The sequence below is a fragment of the Flavobacterium sp. CF136 genome (assembly GCF_000282055.1).
In the GTDB taxonomy this organism is placed as follows: domain Bacteria; phylum Bacteroidota; class Bacteroidia; order Flavobacteriales; family Flavobacteriaceae; genus Flavobacterium.
Genome location: NZ_AKJZ01000102.1, coordinates 63155 through 80962 on the forward strand (window position 1 = coordinate 63155; position 17808 = coordinate 80962).

Annotated in this window: 19 protein-coding genes; 4 read left to right on the forward strand and 15 right to left on the reverse strand. The window is 34.1% G+C overall.

Annotated elements, in window-relative coordinates; all coding sequences use genetic code 11:
• Positions 1 to 6: 6 nt before the first annotated feature.
• The 9 genes from PMI10_RS20075 to PMI10_RS20115 all read right to left on the reverse strand — a co-directional run bounded on the left by PMI10_RS20075 (position 7) and on the right by PMI10_RS20115 (position 11697).
• On the reverse strand, positions 7 to 864 hold the full coding sequence (locus PMI10_RS20075) for a prephenate dehydrogenase (protein WP_007811178.1): 858 nt from the start codon (positions 862 to 864) through the stop codon (positions 7 to 9).
• Between the two features lie 196 nt (positions 865 to 1060).
• Complete coding sequence (locus PMI10_RS20080; RefSeq protein ID WP_007811181.1) at positions 1061 to 2206, reverse strand: pyridoxal phosphate-dependent aminotransferase; 1146 nt, start codon at positions 2204 to 2206, stop codon at positions 1061 to 1063.
• A gap of 192 nt (positions 2207 to 2398) precedes the next feature.
• Positions 2399 to 3238 carry a prephenate dehydratase gene (locus tag PMI10_RS20085; protein ID WP_007811183.1) on the reverse strand — a complete coding sequence of 280 codons (840 nt, stop codon included), beginning with the start codon at positions 3236 to 3238 and terminating at the stop codon, positions 2399 to 2401.
• A 662-nt stretch (positions 3239 to 3900) separates the two neighbouring features.
• Positions 3901 to 5067, reverse strand: coding sequence for a DUF1501 domain-containing protein (locus PMI10_RS20090; RefSeq protein WP_007811185.1), 1167 nt, complete (start codon positions 5065 to 5067; stop codon positions 3901 to 3903).
• A 12-nt stretch (positions 5068 to 5079) separates the two neighbouring features.
• The gene (locus tag PMI10_RS20095; RefSeq protein ID WP_007811187.1) at positions 5080 to 6480 is read right to left on the reverse strand and encodes a DUF1800 domain-containing protein; all 1401 of its coding nucleotides are present in this window, start codon (positions 6478 to 6480) and stop codon (positions 5080 to 5082) included.
• 185 nt (positions 6481 to 6665) lie between these two features.
• Positions 6666 to 6932: a hypothetical protein gene (locus tag PMI10_RS20100; protein WP_007811189.1), complete on the reverse strand. Its 267-nt coding sequence runs from the start codon at positions 6930 to 6932 to the stop codon at positions 6666 to 6668.
• A gap of 209 nt (positions 6933 to 7141) precedes the next feature.
• Positions 7142 to 9532 (reverse strand): ribonucleoside-diphosphate reductase subunit alpha, encoded by a 2391-nt coding sequence (locus tag PMI10_RS20105; protein ID WP_007811191.1) that lies wholly within the window; start codon positions 9530 to 9532, stop codon positions 7142 to 7144.
• A 285-nt stretch (positions 9533 to 9817) separates the two neighbouring features.
• Positions 9818 to 10795 (reverse strand): ribonucleotide-diphosphate reductase subunit beta, encoded by a 978-nt coding sequence (locus PMI10_RS20110; RefSeq protein ID WP_007811193.1) that lies wholly within the window; start codon positions 10793 to 10795, stop codon positions 9818 to 9820.
• A 332-nt stretch (positions 10796 to 11127) separates the two neighbouring features.
• Positions 11128 to 11697: a DUF3109 family protein gene (locus PMI10_RS20115; protein WP_007811195.1), complete on the reverse strand. Its 570-nt coding sequence runs from the start codon at positions 11695 to 11697 to the stop codon at positions 11128 to 11130.
• 257 nt (positions 11698 to 11954) lie between these two features.
• Between PMI10_RS20115 and PMI10_RS20120 the strand changes: the two genes are divergently transcribed.
• From PMI10_RS20120 to PMI10_RS20130, 3 genes are all read left to right on the forward strand, one after another.
• Positions 11955 to 12533, forward strand: coding sequence for a MarC family protein (locus PMI10_RS20120; protein ID WP_007811197.1), 579 nt, complete (start codon positions 11955 to 11957; stop codon positions 12531 to 12533).
• 106 nt (positions 12534 to 12639) lie between these two features.
• A complete protein-coding gene (locus PMI10_RS20125; RefSeq protein ID WP_007811199.1) occupies positions 12640 to 12840 on the forward strand; it encodes a hypothetical protein in 201 nt (66 codons plus the stop codon).
• A gap of 3 nt (positions 12841 to 12843) precedes the next feature.
• A complete protein-coding gene (locus PMI10_RS20130) occupies positions 12844 to 13449 on the forward strand; it encodes an FAD-dependent oxidoreductase (protein ID WP_007811201.1) in 606 nt (201 codons plus the stop codon).
• 4 nt (positions 13450 to 13453) lie between these two features.
• On the opposite strand, the gene PMI10_RS20135 is transcribed toward PMI10_RS20130, so the two are convergent.
• Genes PMI10_RS20135 through PMI10_RS20160 form a run of 6 tightly spaced genes read right to left on the reverse strand, consistent with a single transcriptional unit; the run spans position 13454 to position 17133 of the window.
• Positions 13454 to 13768, reverse strand: a complete 315-nt coding sequence (locus PMI10_RS20135) for a hypothetical protein (RefSeq protein ID WP_007811203.1) — start codon at positions 13766 to 13768, stop codon at positions 13454 to 13456.
• Between the two features lie 10 nt (positions 13769 to 13778).
• Positions 13779 to 14090: a hypothetical protein gene (locus PMI10_RS20140; RefSeq protein WP_007811206.1), complete on the reverse strand. Its 312-nt coding sequence runs from the start codon at positions 14088 to 14090 to the stop codon at positions 13779 to 13781.
• A 55-nt stretch (positions 14091 to 14145) separates the two neighbouring features.
• Complete coding sequence (locus tag PMI10_RS20145; RefSeq protein WP_007811208.1) at positions 14146 to 14511, reverse strand: nuclear transport factor 2 family protein; 366 nt, start codon at positions 14509 to 14511, stop codon at positions 14146 to 14148.
• Positions 14512 to 14523: 12 nt separating this feature from the next.
• Positions 14524 to 16101, reverse strand: coding sequence for a S41 family peptidase (locus PMI10_RS20150; protein WP_007811211.1), 1578 nt, complete (start codon positions 16099 to 16101; stop codon positions 14524 to 14526).
• Complete coding sequence (locus PMI10_RS20155) at positions 16091 to 16534, reverse strand: deoxycytidylate deaminase (RefSeq protein WP_007811213.1); 444 nt, start codon at positions 16532 to 16534, stop codon at positions 16091 to 16093. Before PMI10_RS20155 ends, PMI10_RS20150 begins: the two co-directional genes overlap by 11 nt.
• A 5-nt stretch (positions 16535 to 16539) precedes the next feature.
• Positions 16540 to 17133: a HupE/UreJ family protein gene (locus PMI10_RS20160; RefSeq protein WP_007811215.1), complete on the reverse strand. Its 594-nt coding sequence runs from the start codon at positions 17131 to 17133 to the stop codon at positions 16540 to 16542.
• A 171-nt stretch (positions 17134 to 17304) separates the two neighbouring features.
• Here PMI10_RS20160 and PMI10_RS20165 point away from each other — a divergent pair, with 171 nt between their 5' ends.
• Entirely contained in the window at positions 17305 to 17736 is a 432-nt protein-coding gene (locus tag PMI10_RS20165; protein WP_007811217.1) for a tellurite resistance TerB family protein, read from the forward strand.
• Positions 17737 to 17808 lie beyond the last annotated feature (72 nt).

The following is a 17808-nucleotide window of genomic DNA, read 5'->3' on the forward strand; positions in this document are numbered from 1 at the left end:
TTGTGTTTACTTTTTAATAGTTATTCCGTTTAATATTTCTCTAATTTTATTTACACTTTCCATTTCTTCAAAAATGGCATTATAATTATCGTCTGCCAACAAATCTCTAAACTGAGTCAGATTGGCAATATATCCTTCTAATGTTTCAATTACATGTTCTTTGTTTTGCTTAAAAATCGGTGTCCACATTGCGGGTGAACTTTTGGCTAAACGAACGGTACTTTCAAATCCACTTCCCGCCATATCAAAAATATCCTGTTCGTCTTTTTCCTTATTCATCACCGTCTTTCCGAGCATAAACGAACTAATATGCGACAAATGCGAAACGTAAGCAATGTGTTTGTCATGTGAAACCGGATCCATATATCGAATCCTCATTCCAATTTCCACAAAAAGTTTCAAAGCCTTTTCCTGCAATTTAAAAGTGGTCTTTTCCACCTCACAAATAATGTTTGTCTTTCCCTTAAACAAACCTCTTATCGCCGCCGAAGGTCCTGAAAACTCCGTTCCTGCAATTGGATGCGTTGCGATAAAGTTTCTTCTTTTCGGGTGACTTGCCACTGCTTCACAAATTGGTTTTTTAGTTGATCCGACTTCAAAAACGATTGTTTTATCTCCAACCAAATCCAAAACTTTTGGCAAAACCGTCAGTGCCACATCCACAGGAACCGAAACAATTACAAAATCAGCCTCCACCAATTCTTCAAAACTTCCGACCTGATCAATAACACCCAAATCAATTGCTTCCTGCAAATGTTTTTCGTTGCTGTCGATTCCAAAAATAGTAGCATCAGGATGTTTTTCTTTGATGTCCAGCACCATCGAACCACCAATTAATCCTATTCCTATTACGTATACTTTCATATTTATTTTTATTAGAAGCTAATTCCTGCTATCCGTTGCAATCTTTTGTTCCGAACCCCGGCACAAAAGGATTTCCACTTCTATCAGGGCTAGGACTTCTTGTTTTTTCAAGACCTTGCGTCATTGCAAGGAACGAAGCAACCACACTAACAATTGACTCAGCAGCCGAGATTGCTTCGTCCCTCGCAAAGACAATCTAAAATCTATCAATCGCTTCTTGTACTTTTTCTTCTTTTACACACAATGAGAACCTGATATATCCTTCACCATTACTTCCAAAAATTGTTCCCGGTGTAATGAAAATATGTTTCTCGTATAATATTTCGTCAATGAACTTCTCTGCTGATTCGATTCCTTCCGGCAATTTTGCCCAGACAAAAAGCCCAACTCCTTCTTTATAAACTTCGCAGCCTAATTTTTCTGCTAGTTTTTCGGTCAATTCTCTACGGCGTCTGTAAATTTTGTTTTGATCTTCAAACCATGATTTGTCACAATTCAAAGCGGCAATTGCTCCTTTTTGAATTCCGTAGAACATACCGCTGTCCATATTGCTTTTTACTTTCAGGACTGCATCGATAATTTCAGGATTTCCTAAAACCATTCCAACTCTCCAGCCTGCCATGTTGAATGTTTTACTAAGTGAATTCAATTCCAGAGCCACTTCTTTTGCGCCTTCAACCTGCAATAAACTCATCGGGTTATCATTCAAAACAAAACTATACGGATTATCGTTAACCAATAATATGTTGTGTTTTTTAGCAAAAGCAACCAGTTTTTCAAATAACGCTAAACTTCCTCTCGCTCCTGTCGGCATGTGTGGATATCCCAGCCACATAATTTTTACTTTCGAAAGATCTAATTTTTCCAAAGCTTCAAAATCCGGTTCCCAGGCATTCACTTCTTTCAAATCATAATAAACCGGTACAGCACCAACCAAATTCGTTACCGAAGTATAAGTCGGATAACCCGGATTCGGAATCAAAACATGATCGCCTTCATTCAAAAATGCCAGCGAAATATGCATAATTCCTTCTTTCGAACCCATCAAAGGCAAAATCTCATTATTTGGATTCAACTCAACACCAAACTGATTCTGATAAAAATCTGCCATTCCTTTTCTCAATTCCGGCAATCCCTGATAACTCTGATAACCGTGCCCATTTTCATCCAGAATGGCGGAGGCAACCGCTTCAATAACTGCTTTTGACGGACTCAAATCAGGGCTTCCAATTCCCATATTGATGATAGATTTTCCTTCAGACATTAGTTGTCGAACTTCTCTCAATTTTGATGAGAAGTAGTATTCTTCAACTGTATCTAATCTTTTTGCTGTTGTAATCATTTCTATTTTTTATTAAAAATGCTTTAGGCTTTAGGCCGTAAGCTTATGCTTTAAAACTTCTGTCACCCTGAGCGGAGTCGAAGGCTTTTGAAAACTGAAGGGCTTCGACTAAGTTTATACTGAGAGAAGTCGAATGGACTCAGCCTTACAATCTGAAATCTAAATTCGTTAATCTTCAATCTAAAATCAACTTTAAGACTGACTCAAAGGCTTTGTATTTTTATACTCTCCCAACACTTTAAAATATTCTGCCATAATATTTAGTAATGTTTTGGCTTTTGCATAATCTTCGTAATTTTCGAATGTCACATCTACGAAAAACGAATATTTCCAGGGTGTTTCAATTTTTGGCAACGACTGAATTTTTGTCAAATTCAGTTTGCAGTCGCTCATTACATTCAAAACTGCTGCTAGGCTTCCTCTTTTATGATCCAGTTCAAATTTGATGGAAGCTCTGTTGATTTCGCTTTCCGGTAAAAATGAATTCTGTTTTTTAATAATCACAAAACGTGTCATATTGTTTTTGATAGTCTGAATTTCCGGTGCAATAATTTCCAAATTATACATCTCCGAAGCTGTTTTACTCCCAATTGCTGCAATTCCGGTTAATTGTTTTTCCTGAATTCTTCTGGCAGTTTCAGCAGTATCTTTATCCTCAACCAATTTGATGTTAGGATATTGTTTTAAAAAATCCATACATTGCAATAATGCCATTGGGTGCGAATGAACCTCTTTTATATCTTCTATTTTCTGACCTTTTAAAGCCATTAAATTTTGGTGAATGCTTAAATAATGTTCTCCAATAATGTGTAAATTATTCTTGTCAATCAAAGCATAATTTGGGATAATTGGACCCGCAATCGAATTTTCAATTGCCATAACCGCCTGGTCTGTTTTGCCCGAAAGCAGGCTGTCAATCAATTCATCAAAAGATAAACATTCGTCAATTTCAACATTCTCAGGAAAATATTCTTTTACTACCTGATGATGAAAAGATCCTTTGATACCTTGTATTGCAATTTTAGTTGTCATATAGTCAAAAAAAAATCCTGATTTTCATCAGGATTGTATATTAGTTTTATTTGTCTTTTAATTTTTCTCAAATAACCATAGCACAATCCTAACTTCTACTAAAGAAGAAATAAAAGTTGTTGCTAAAATAAAAACGGTTATTTGCCATTTTGTTTGTGTTATTTTTTAAATTCTCTGCGAATGTATAAATTATTTTAACCGCACCAAAAAAAATAATGCATTTTCTGAAACAAAAAAGGATTTCTTAACAAAATCGGTTTGTTTTGTATGATATTTTAATAAATTAGGCTTAAAATGAGATTTATACAATTGGGTTTGAGGAAGATTCTGTAATTCTTTTTAATCTATTACATATTTAATGAATCAATATACTTTCGATTCTTTTTGTATTTACTCAACATTGTCATTTCTGACAAAAAATCAAAAGAATTTATTTAGAAAGTCTCAAATGGCTTTTAACCTCATCCCAAGTGTACAACTCTGTTTTTCCTTCTCCTAAGTTTTTGATTCGAATATCCAATTCATTTTTCACATCATCGGAAATTTCTATTTTTTTTTGGAAACGAGAATATTTTTTAGCCCCGATGGAAGTGGAAATCCTTTTGTGCCGGGGTTCGGCACAAAAGATTGAAACGTACAGCGGGAAATAGCTCCTAAAAAAACTAAAACAATCCTGAAACCGGATTATTCTTAATTCCGATTTTTGAATAATCGAAACCCATTTTTTGCTGTAACAATGAAGCATAAACAGACCTGAAATCAATTTGGTGTTTTAAATCGCCATTGTCCAGGTCTGCTAGATTTGGATTATTGCCCAGAATTGTTCCTTTATTACTTCCTCCAATTACAAACATTGGGGCTGCAGTTCCGTGATCGGTTCCGTTTCCGTTATCTTTTACACGTCTTCCAAATTCTGAAAATACAACAATCGTTACGTTTTGAAGCAATTGTGCCTGCTTTAAATCCTGATAAAAACTAAATATCGCATCATTGAGTTCAGTTAATTTTCTTTCGTGGATAGAAAGCTGGTTATCATGTGTGTCAAATCCGCCAAGCGATGTATAATAGACTTTCGAATTTAAATTTCCTTTTACCAATCTTGCAATCCATTCCAAATTTTTGGATAATCCGGTTTTAGGATAACTTATTTCTGTTTTGGATTGTTTCAGGGCATTCTGGATATCATCTGAGCCTTCCACAACTGAATTGGCTATTTTTCGAACAAAATCCAATTGCGGATTTTCTGATAATTTTACATTTTCATCCTTACCCTGTTTTATCTTAAAGCGATCGGGGTCTTTTACCGTAATCGAATTGGGCTCCATACCTTTCAATGCCAGATTATCTATCGAATCCAGATTGATGCCGGCTGTAGGCTGGTGATCGTGACATTGCAGATCCAAATATCTGCCTAACCAGCCTTCGTTTATATATTTATTGGAATCTGCTGCAGTTTGCCAAATTTCCTGACTGCGGAAATGTGAGCGAACCGGTTCCGGATAACCTACATTCTGAATTACCGTTAAATCTCCGTTTTGCTGCATCTGGGCAAAATCTTTTAATGCAGGATGAAAGGCCATCCCTTTGTTTTTACCTACAACTGCATCTTTATTCAGAGCAATTTTGGTTCTTAAATCATAATACAATGGATCTTCGTATGGAATAAAAGTATTCAATCCGTCATTTCCTCCGTTGAGCTGTATAAATACCAAACACTGTTCGCCAACAACCAAACTATTTTGCGAACCAAAAGCATGTAAAAATTCAGGAAGCACGAGCATTCCACCCGTAAATGTTCCTGTTAGCGTTAAAAAATTTCTTCTGTTCATAATAATAGATTTTTATATCAACTGATATTCCGGCAACTTTGTGATATAATTAAACAAACGAACAACTGCATAATTGGCATTAGGATTTTTTGGGTCAAAATCATATTTAAGCAAATTTTCCATGTCTTTCTGCATCGATTCATTTACAGTAAATAATAACCTGTTGGATAGTTCGGTAATGATGGTTTTATTATTTCCGTCAGAATCATATTTTACCTTGACCTCTCTTTTTTCTAATTCCCTTTTCGGCTTCGGATTATCTTCACTCATCATATTATTGATTATTTTTTTTGAAAGACTCCGCCCGCTGCACAATAAATCTGAAGTGTTATTTCGCTGCAAATAGACCTGCGAAGTCAGCCATGAATTACCTCCATCCCAGCCTTTCACATTAACCTGATTATACAAATCCATTCCTTGCTGCTTTAGAAAGGCAACAATCATTGTTTCATCATAATCTTTCAATTGCAATTCATCAATAAGCTGTGAGATATAAACCAAAGGGTCTTTGATTTTATTGCCCGAAATATCCTTAGCATATTCTTCGGTAAAAATTTTAGTAAGCAACGGTTCGATTTCAAAATTTACTTTTCTGAAATAATCGCCATAATATTTAACCAATTCTTCTGATGGATTATCATAAAGAAACCACTTCAGGATTTTTCGGGTAATCAAATAGGGAATGTTTTTTTGTTCGAAAATAATATCAACCAAATCATCGGCTTTCCAGTTTCCTGTTCTTCCGAAATAGGTTTTATTGCTGTTATCTTCTGAATTTTTTCTGTAAACTGCACCTTCATCACCATAATTTAGTCCTGCAAGAGCTCTTGCTCCATTTTTAATATCGTCTTCGGTATAATTCCCGATTCCGATGGTGAACAGTTCCAGTAATTCACGGCTTAGGTTTTCGTTGATTTTGCCTTTTTTATTATCGACATTATCCAGATATTTGACCATAGCATTCGATTTTACGATCTTTTTGGTCAGTTCCTTGAAATTTCCAAAGGCATTTTCACGTAAAATCATGTTGTGCTGGTAAATCCAGTAATTGATTTTTACTTTTTGTGAAGTCGAAACAAAATGATTGTGCCAAAAACAAACCATTTTTTCACGTAACGGAAATTCGTCGGTTTGCATTTTTGCAATCCACCATTTTTTTAATTCGATTGTGGAATAAAGTTCTTTTTTTAAGATTTTCTTTTTCTCTTCTGAATCTAAATTTTTTATTGATTCCCGTAAAACTTTAAGTTCAGCAACCGTTTTGGGATCATCTTGTAAAAAAGCAGGAAGTTCTTTATCAAACTTTGAATCATAAGATCGCTTTAGAAATTTTTCTAATCCTATTTTTTCAATTTTAGCGGCTTCCTTTCCGGAGAAGCCTAATCGTAACGACCAAAGATTACTTTTTTTCATAAAATTAAGAATTATTTAAGAATAAGACTTTGGATTTTTGAAAAGGTTTAATTGAAGGAAGGTTCTGAGGTTCTTAGTTGCTAAGATTCTAAGATTTTAAAAGTCTTTGATAATCGTTAAAACGAAAACTTCTTATGAAATATTGTCATTTCGAAGAATCTAGAATTTTCACAAATAGAATCTGTTTAAGTTAGAAACTCATCTATAAAATGCTTTGCCATATCTAAATAAAGATAATAATTACCAGTTTTCTTTTGCTGGTCTTGTGAATAAAGCTCTAATTTTATTTTAATACAAGGAGTTGGAATGAATTCATGATCAACTACTATTGAAATTGATTTTGGAATAATTGAATCTGCTTCTTTAAATTCATCTTCAATGTTATTATAATATTGGATAGCAAGATTATAAAACTCTTCTTTGTTTTCAACAATGTTTTTATGTAAATCCATTTAATTATTTTATAAGTTTCTTTGAAAAATGAATCTCACTAGCCCCGATTGAAGTAGAAATCCTTTTTATTTTTTCTTTAAAAATAAAAAGATTGCAACAGAAAGCGGGAAATAGCTCCTAAAAAAAAGCAGCTATCATTACAATAACTGCTTTATATACTAAGAATAAATCTTTTCTCTTTATTCTATCTTCTTTTCTCTAAAAAAAATTAAGACCCACACATCTCACAATCCTCAGGATCTGCAGCTTGTGCTTTTAGCAACATCGCTTTGTAATCCTCAACACTGATTTCTTCAGTTTCTGCGACTAATGATGGAACTTCTTCTTTTTTATCGTTGTTTAATGTGAACTTAATCGCATCAACTGCTGATTTCGTTCTCAAGTAATACATCCCTGTTTTTAAACCGGATTGCCAGGCGTAGAAATGCATTGACGTTAGTTTAGAATAGTTGGCATCCTGCATGAACAAGTTCAATGATTGCGATTGGTCAATGAAATATCCTCTTTGACGAGACATATCGATAATATCCTTCATTGACATTTCCCAAACTGTTTTATATAGTTCTTTCAAGTCTTGCGGAATCACATCAATGTTTTGAACTGATCCGTTATGACGCATGATTTCCTGTTTCAAAGTCTCGTTCCATAAACCTCTTTCTACCAAGTCATGAAGTAAATGTTTGTTTACTACGATGAATTCTCCGGACAATACACGACGTGTGTAAATGTTTGATGTATACGGCTCAAAAGCTTCGTTGTTTCCTAAAATTTGTGAAGTCGAAGCAGTTGGCATTGGCGCCACTAATAATGAGTTACGAACTCCGTGCTCTACAACCTCTTTTCTTAATGAAGCCCAGTCCCAACGACCGGATAATTCTTCATCTTTCATTCCCCACATATTGTATTGGAATTCTCCTTTAGACATTGGAGAACCTTCAAATGTAGAATATGGTCCTTCTTCTTTTGCCATTTCCATAGAAGCGGTTACAGCTGCGAAGTATAAAGTTTCGAAAATTTCCTGGTTTAATGCTTTAGCTTCGTCGCTTGTAAACGGTAAACGCAACATGATGAAAGCATCTGCCAAACCTTGTACTCCCAATCCTACCGGACGGTGACGCATGTTAGAGTTTTCAGCTTCTTTTACCGGATAATAGTTTCTGTCGATTACTTTGTTCAGATTACGTGTTACACGTTTAGTAACATTGTAAAGTGCCTGATGATCAAATTTTCCGTTTTCGATAAACATTGGTAACGAAATAGAAGCCAGGTTACAAACTGCGATTTCATCTTTAGAAGTGTACTCCATAATCTCAGTACACAAGTTAGAAGAACGAATTGTTCCTAAATTCTTGTGGTTCGATTTACGGTTTGCTGCATCTTTGTACAACATGTATGGCGTTCCGGTTTCGATTTGTGATTCAAGGATTTTCTCCCATAATTCACGTGCACGAATAGTTTTTCTACCTTTTCCTCTAAATTCATAATCCATATATAATGCTTCGAATTCCTCTCCGTATACATCATATAATCCAGGACATTCGTTCGGACACATTAAGGTCCACGTTGTATCTTCCTGTACACGTTTCATAAATAAATCTGAAGTCCACATCGCGAAGAATAAATCTCTCGCACGCATTTCTTCCTTACCTGTATTTTTCTTCAAATCCAAAAATTCAAAGATATCAGCATGCCAGGTTTCGATATAAATCGCAAAACTTCCTTTACGTTTTCCACCACCCTGATCTACGTAACGAGCCGTATCGTTGAATACCCTCAACATCGGAACGATTCCGTTTGAAGTTCCGTTTGTACCGCGGATATAAGATCCTGTTGCACGCACGTTATGAATAGAAAGGCCTATTCCTCCCGCTGATTGTGAGATTTTAGCCGTTTGTTTTAAAGTATCGTAAATTCCGTCAATACTGTCATCCTGCATTGCCAAAAGGAAACAAGAAGACATTTGAGGTTTTGGGGTTCCCGCATTGAACAACGTTGGTGTTGCATGCGTGAAATACTTTTTAGACATTAAATCGTAAGTTTCAATTACCGATTTTAAATCATCTAAGTGAATCCCAACCGAAACACGCATCAACATATGTTGTGGTCTTTCGACGATTTTACCGTTTATTTTGAGTAAATACGAACGCTCCAAGGTTTTAAATCCGAAGTAATCGTAATTGAAATCTCTTGTATAAATGATATGAGAATCTAAGAAAGCTGCATTTTCCTGAATCACTTTGAATACCTCATCCGAAAGCAATGGTGCATCCTGACCATTTCTTGGATTTACGTAATGATACATATCTTTCATCGTTTCTGAAAACGACTTTTTAGTATTAGAGTGTAGGTTTGAAATTGCCACACGAGCTGCCAATTGCGCATAATCAGGATGTGCAATAGTCATCGATGCCGCCGTTTCTGCCGCAAGATTATCTAATTCAGATGTAGAAACTCCGTCATACAATCCTTCGATAACACGCATGGCTACCTTAACAGGATCTACGAGCTCATTAAGCCCGTAACACAATTTTTTGATTCTTTCTGTAATCTTATCAAACATTACCGGCTCTTTATGGCCATCTCTTTTTACTACATACATAAGCTTACTTTTTTAGTGTTATTGATAAATGAAAGACACTGGGAAAACGAATTCCAGCACTTAAACATTGTGTGTTTTTAAATTATTTTTTGAGAATAGTAGGATTCCCATAGTTATTTGCTCTTCAATCTAAAAAACAGATGAAAATTAATTGTAAAAATGTAACCGGATCTACGATTTGGGAAAGAGATCCAATCTAAAAATTGTCTAGTATAAAAACTTTCGTTTCTTAATTTTATTGTCTTTTTAGTGTTTCGTGGTAGACACTAAAAATTGCTGTGCAATCTAAAAATCTGCATCAAATGAAATTTTCTGAGCATCACTGTCAGTATTCATTACTCCTGATTTTTGATACTCGGCAACACGTTTTTCAAAGAAATTGGTTTTTCCCTGAAGAGAAATCATATCCATAAAATCAAACGGATTCGCTGATCCATAGACACGATCACAACCTAATTCTACTAATAATCTATCAGCAACAAATTCCAAATACTGAGTCATTAAACCAGCGTTCATCCCTATTAAACTTACCGGAAGAGATTCTGTAACAAATTCTCTTTCAATATCTAACGCATCAACGATGATTTCTTTGATTCTTTCTTTTGAAACTTTATTTACCAAGTGATGATTATGCAGGTGTACTGCAAAATCACAGTGTACACCTTCATCGCGTGAGATCAATTCATTAGAGAATGTCAAACCTGGCATTAATCCACGTTTTTTCAACCAATAAATAGAACAAAAAGCACCTGAGAAGAAAATTCCTTCTACAGCAGCAAAAGCAATAAGCCTTTCAGCAAACGAATCAGATTCAATCCATTTCAAAGCCCATTCCGCTTTTTTCTTAATCGCAGGAAAAACTTCTAAAGCATTAAATAATTCTGCTTTCTCCGCTTCATCTTTCACATAAGTATCGATCAACAGAGAATATGTTTCGCTGTGAATATTTTCCATCATGATTTGAAAACCATAGAAAAATTTAGCTTCAGCATATTGCACTTCGTTTACAAAATTCTCTGCAAGGTTTTCATTTACGATTCCGTCAGAAGCTGCAAAGAATGCCAAAATATGTTTAATAAAATATCTTTCTTCGTCACTTAGTTTATTGTTCCAATCTGTCAAATCCTGATGTAAATCGATTTCTTCGGCAGTCCAAAAACTAGCTTCCATTTTTTTATACCATTCCCAAATATCATGATGTTTGATTGGAAAAATGACGAAACGGTTCTTGTTTTCTTGCAATATTGGTTCAACTTGTGACATTACTGTTTTGTTTAATTTTACTATTGAATCCCCCTGATTCAGTAGACTACAAAGATTGTCATTTGTTGCCAAAAATAAAAGGCAAACTTATTCACAATCGGGTGTAGTTTTTAACAAAGAGCCAAAAAAAGAATATTTTTCACACAATTATTAAATATCTGTAAATGAGATAATTAAAATTAATAAAATCGCTTTAAGCACCGTAAAATATAGGATTATTAAAATAAAAAGCAAGAATTATTTATTTATTTTTTAAAATTTAAAAACCTCTTATCTGGAATTATTCTTCGCAAATCCCAATGATTTATTACCATCAAAAACAAATACTTTTTTTAAGATTTTTTTAGTTCATCCGCTACTTTCTCAAGTTCCAAATACCAATCTTCGCCAAAGCGGCGGATCAAAGCTTCTTTGACAAATTTGTAAACCGGAACCTCTAATTCTTTACCTAAAGAACAGGCATCATCGCAAATATCCCATTTATCATAATTCACCGCAGCAAACTCAGTAAAATCTTTTACACGTATAGGATATAAATGACACGAAACCGGTTTTTTCCAGCTTACGATTCCCTGATTGTAAGCCTGCTCGATTCCACAAAGTGCTGTTTTCCCATCAAAAATAACATATGCGCAATCTTTATTGTCAATTAATGGCGTTTCAAGATCGCCATCGGTTCCTTTTACCCAGGTTCCTTGCGCTTCAATGGCTGCAATTCCTTCTTTTCGTAAAAACGGTTTCACTTTCGGGTAAATTTCTTCAAGTATTTTAGTTTCTGCTTCACTCAAAGGTGCACCGGCATCTCCGTCAACACAGCAGGCTCCTTTACAAGCTGACAAATTGCACACAAATTCTTTTTCAAGAATATCTTCTGAAATAATGGTTTTTCCTAATTGAAACATGATAATTAAAATACTGAATTTATAAAGTACAAAGATAGTTAATCTATCTCAGATGTCTGTGAGATAAATTCAGCACAGACAATCTTCCTATTCTGCTTACGAATTAATAAAAGAAATTACCAAATGTTACAAATAGTATTTTTTTAATCAAAAAAACATGTTTTTATAACAAAAATACTTGGTAAGATTCAAAACAATAAAAAGCCCTAACTTTATTATTTACCTTTACACATCTTTAACCTCTAAATAAAAAAAGCATGTTAGAAATTGATTTTAAGGAGATTATCACTGTCGGGATGGTACTTTTTGCAGTAATAGATATCGTAGGATCTATTCCGATTATCGTAAACCTGAGAGCAAAAGTAGGCCACATCGAATCGGAGAAAGCTTCTATTGTTGCCGGAGTGATTATGATTGTTTTTCTTTTTGTCGGAGAAGGTTTATTGAATATTATAGGCATCGATGTACATTCGTTTGCTGTTGCAGGTTCCTTTGTACTTTTTTTCCTTGCTTTGGAAATGATTTTAGGAATCCGGATTTACCGTGACGAAGAGCCCGGATCGGCTTCTATCGTTCCATTAGCTTTTCCTTTAATTGCAGGAGCTGGAACAATGACTACTTTACTTTCTTTACGTTCTCAATTTCACACCATCAATATCATTATTGCCATTTTATTGAATATTATCTTAGTTTATATCGTTTTAAAATCATCAAAAAAAATTGAAACATTATTAGGAGAAAATGGACTTGGTGTGGTTCGCAAGACATTTGGAGTAATACTTTTGGCAATTGCTGTTAAATTATTCGCTGCTAATGTTAAAGGTTTGTTCGTCTAACAGATATTTTTATAAATTTACAGCCATAAAATTTCTAAAATACAGTTGAGCAACGATTTATACTGATCAACTTTACTTTATTATTTTAGACAAAATAAACAACCTTATGAAAATCTTTACTTCCATCTTAGTGCTTTTGGCATTAGCTTTAATTGTTTTCAACATCACTTTACTTGATTTCAAAAACCCTTTTCAGGGAGACAGTATTGTTGCTTTTATTGGAATAGCAGCTTCATTCTGTGCCGTTTTAATTCTTTTGATTTTTAGAATTTCCAAAAAAATTGAAGAAAAAACAAATGGCAGATAATTTATGTTTGATGTTTTAGTAATTGGAGGAGGCGTTTCAGGCATGTCTTGTGCTCTCGTTTTAGGATCTGCCAAAAACAAAGCTTTTGTTACCGATAAAAAAATCGGAATTTTTACCCACCAAAAAAATTCTTCTTTACAGGAAGCTATTTTTTACAATACCTATGGTATAACTCCAGGTAAATTAGGTTCAGAATTACTGACTGAAAGCACACAGCATTTAGCCGAAAGTTATCCGCATATTTCTCAGATTCCAAATGAGAAAGTAATTAAAGTGGAAGGAACCTATCCTGAATTTACTGTAATTACCAACAAAAATTCATACAAAACGAAAAGTATCGTCATCGGAATTGGTTCTGCCAATACTTTTGACATCGAAGGTTTAATGCAATATGTTGAACCGCATAAAAAAGCGCTTCCTGAAAAACAACGTATTCAACTCAAAAACGATGACCATAAAGTAGCTGATGGCATTTATGTTGTTGGAACTTTGGCGGGCTGGAGAAGTCAATTGGCTATTGCTGCCGGAAGTGGTGCTGCAGTTGCCACGGATATTTTGACTTTATGGAACAATGGTGTGCAGACTCATGTACACGATAGTATTCGATAGATTATCACAAAAAGAAAAACACAAATACTCCAAATAAAGCCACTAAAATTACTGGAACTGACGCCTTAACCGCCAATTCCCTTAGCGTGCTTACATTTATATCTTTCAATATTATTTTATCAACAAGAAAATTAATAATCAGCAATATGATTACTCCAATTAGCCCGATAATTGAAACACTTAAAAAGCGATATATAAGTGAAAAAGGCAGCTCATTAATTAATTGCATTTTTTGCTCATAACTACCAAGAGAGAAAATACTCAAAAAACCAGTAATTACTGTTATAATAAAAATAAAAAAAGTATTTACTATTCTCAAAACTTCCTGTTTATTTGACCGAAATAATCTCTTTTACCTTAATATGTTTCTCTGTATCTGTTTTCCAGATTTCTCCTTTTAAAGTTACTTCTTCACCTTCTTTCAATTGTTTGTAGTTTTGAGGTCCGCCTACATTAACAATACTGATTGTTGCAAAATAAACTTCCTTGTTATCAGTAGCAATTTTAGCTGTATAACCGTCTTTTCCTGATTCTATCGATTCAACTTTTCCTGAAACTGTATTTTTATCTTTCATACAAGCGCATGAAACTACAAAAACCATTAAAATGAACAGTAAACTTATTTTTTTTAGATTTTTCATGTTTTGACTTATTATTAACAACCTTTAAGCATTCTTTTAAATTATAATTAGTTGCTTAATGTAACTGGACACAACTTCCTCCAATCACTTTTAAATTTTCTTCAAATCGTTTCCAGACTCTAACGTAACGAAAAGTTCCTTCTAACGGATTATCATCATATTTCCCCTTCAGTAAAACCGTTACACAAACTACAGCGGAATCTCCAATTACTTTTATTATTTGATCAAAAGCTTCGAGTGCATGAATATTCATTTTACCGGAACGATATGCTTTTAAATCAAACTCTTTGGTAATGGTTTGTCCATCCGGTAAATTGAAAAGCAAATCATCGTGCAATAGCTTTTCTAAAACGAAAACATCTGAATTTTTAATTGCAGTTAAAAGTTCAATTTCTGCATTTACAACGGTTTCTATCTTCATTTTTAAAAAAAATTATTTCTTTGGATTCAGAACCATTTTAATCATGGCATCATCTTTTAAAATCACATCATAATAATACAACTCGCCATATAATTGTCTGGCAAATTCAGCAGTGATATAGCGATTTACCAATGCTTTGGTTTTATCTAATTTCAAATCTAATCCTGTCATCAGGAGGTAGTTTTTAAATTCTTTAAAATACAGATCTGATTTCTTCATCTTAGTCAAAAACTCATTAAAATGAAGTCCGGCAAAAGCATTTCGGTTTTTATCCAACTCTTCAAAAACAAAATGTCCCACGATTCCGGTTTGCAGCAAATAAGCGACATTTTCGTTTCCATGTTCTGCTTCCATTGGCACAAAAATATCCGGAACGATTCCGCCGCCACCGTAGACTATTTTGCCTTTTGGAGTTTTAAACTTTAAAGAATCAGCTACTTTTATACTGTCTTTAGTGTACAGCTCTCCTGTTTTTATTCTTGCTTCCGATTCTTTATAATATTCTTCGTTTCCTTTAACATAAGGTTTTTGAATTGATCTTCCGGTTGGTGTGTAATATCTGGCTACTGTTAATCGAACAGCCGATCCATCATTAAAATCCATTTCACGCTGCACTAATCCTTTTCCAAAAGAACGGCGGCCAACAATGGTTCCTCGATCATTATCCTGAATTGCACCAGCCAGAATTTCGCTTGCCGAAGCACTGTTTTCATTAATCAGGACAAATACTTTCCCTGTTTCAAAGCTTCCGCTTTTTGTTGCGTATGTTTTTTCGGTAGTACCATTTTTATTTTTGGTAAAAACGATTAGTTGTTTGTCTTTCAGAAACTCATCGGCAATAGCAACGGCTTCTTCCATATAACCTCCTCCGTTATCACGAAGATCAATTACCAGTGAATGAATCCCTTTTTGTTTTAATCTTGTCAGACCTGCCTTAAATTCATCATAAGTCGTTTCGGCAAAACGATTGATTTTGATATAACCGGTGTTATTTCCAAGCAATAAAGAAGCATCAACACTTTTTAACGGAATAACATCTCTTTTAATCTTAAACTTTAGCTTCTTTTGTTCCGATTTCCTAAAAACTGTCAATTCAATTTCAGAACCTTTTATTCCTTTTAATTTAGAAAACAAACTATCAGAAGGCAACTTTCTTCCAAACAATTTAGTCTTTCCTGCAAATAATATTCGGTCACCGGATTTTAATCCGGCTTTCGCCGAAGGACCGTTTTCTACAGGTTTTATAATAGCCACGGAATCTTTGTACATATAAAAATTAATTCCTATGCCTACAAAATCACCTTTCATGCTTTCTGCAACCTCAGCTTGTTCGCTTGGTGGAATGTAAACAGAATGCGGATCTAATTTAGATAAAATATTATCTACCGTCAGGTTTACAATCGAATCAGTATTAACATTATCAACATATTCATTATTAATAAAATCGATCAGTTTGTTGAGTTTTGTCTTAGAGTTATTTTTAGCCAAAAGGCTATCCTCAACAGGAGCATTCATCATGCTTCCGAGAACAGTTCCAAGAGCAAAAGTTGCTCCTATAACAATGGGTAAATATTTTGGGTTAAATTTCATTTAATTCTTCTAAAACAGGAAGATGTTCAACTTCGACACCAGCTTTCAGCAAAAACTGAATTCCGGAATCATCACGATATCCATTTTGATACACCACTCTTTTTATTCCGGCCTGATGTATTAATTTACTGCATTCTTTGCAAGGTGACAGTGTAATATACAAAGTCGCTCCTTCGCAGGATTGTGTTGACCGGGCTACTTTTAAAATAGCATTCGCTTCGGCATGCAAAACATCCCAACGCGTTAGTCCGTTTTCATCTTCACAGCAGTTTTCAAATCCGGTCGGTGTTCCGTTGTATCCATCAGAAATGATCATTCTGTCTTTTACTATTATTGCACCTACCTGCTTACGTTTACAGTACGATAACGAGCCCCATTCTTTGGCAATTCTCAAATAAGCTTTATCGTATCTATTTAATTTTTTTATGTCCATTTTATTTATCTGTTCCAAATTGGGCTTTCCACAATCATCGGAATTACGACTCCAATTATAAAGGCCGACATTACAAGTGCCCAGTCGCGTTTTGAAAAACGAAATATTGTCTGTACGATATATGAAATAATCAGCACTACAAAAACCACTATCAATTGTGCCGTTTCTATCCCTAATGCAAATTCCCCTAAAGGTAATAATTTTGACGTAGGTGACCCTCCTAAAATAGTTTTAAAATAATTTGAAAATCCAAGACCATGAATAATTCCAAAAAATAATGTCACAAAGAATATCAGGTTAATACTTTCGTTTTTAGATGCTTTTCCAGCTGTAAAAAGATGGAAAAAAGCGGTTATTAAAATCGTAATCGGAATTAAAAACTCCACAATATTTACTTTTATCGCTATAATCCCAAAAACTGAAAGCAACAAGGCTAATGTGTGTCCAATGGTAAACACAGAGATAAGCAATAAAATACGTTTCCAGTCCTTAAAAGCATATGGAATCGTTAAGGCTATTAAAAACAACACATGGTCATAAGCATGAATATCCAAAACATGCTTTAAACCTATCTGAAAATAAATCCAAAATTCTGACATGAGGTTATCTATATTAATTGATTAAGGGGCTGTAAACATACGATTTATTTTGAAAATTAAAGAAAGCCCTCCTATTAAATCAACGGATAAAAATAAGTTAAATTTTATGAGAACTTTAAAATTAATAATTTAAAATAAAATTTATCTTTGTGACATAAAAACACTATAATTATGTCATTTTCAGATTTATTTGATAGCGAATTCAAACAAAGAAATAAAGGTCACTTTTCAGCTATTGTTCGTGTAGCATTAGCAGATGGAGTTGTACATCCTGAAGAAAAAAATTTCTTGGACAAATTAGCTTCACGTTTAGAAATTTCAGAAACTGAGTATGAAGAAATTCTTAACGATCCATTAAAATACCCTATCAACCCTCCTTATTTACATGTTCAGCGTTTAGAGCGTTTATATGATTTAACAAGAATGGTACATGTTGATCATCATTTAGAAGACCAACAGGAAGTAATGTTGAGAAAATTAGGAATTGCTTTAGGGTTTACTCCCAGCAACGTAAATTATATTATTGCCAAGGCATTATCATTAGTTGATAAAAAAGTAGATGCAGATACTTTTGTTTACGAAATGCAGCATATGCATAAATAGTAATCAGTGTTCAGTCTCAGTTTTCAGTTTTACACTGAGACTAAAAACTGAGACTGAGACTAAAAAACAAAA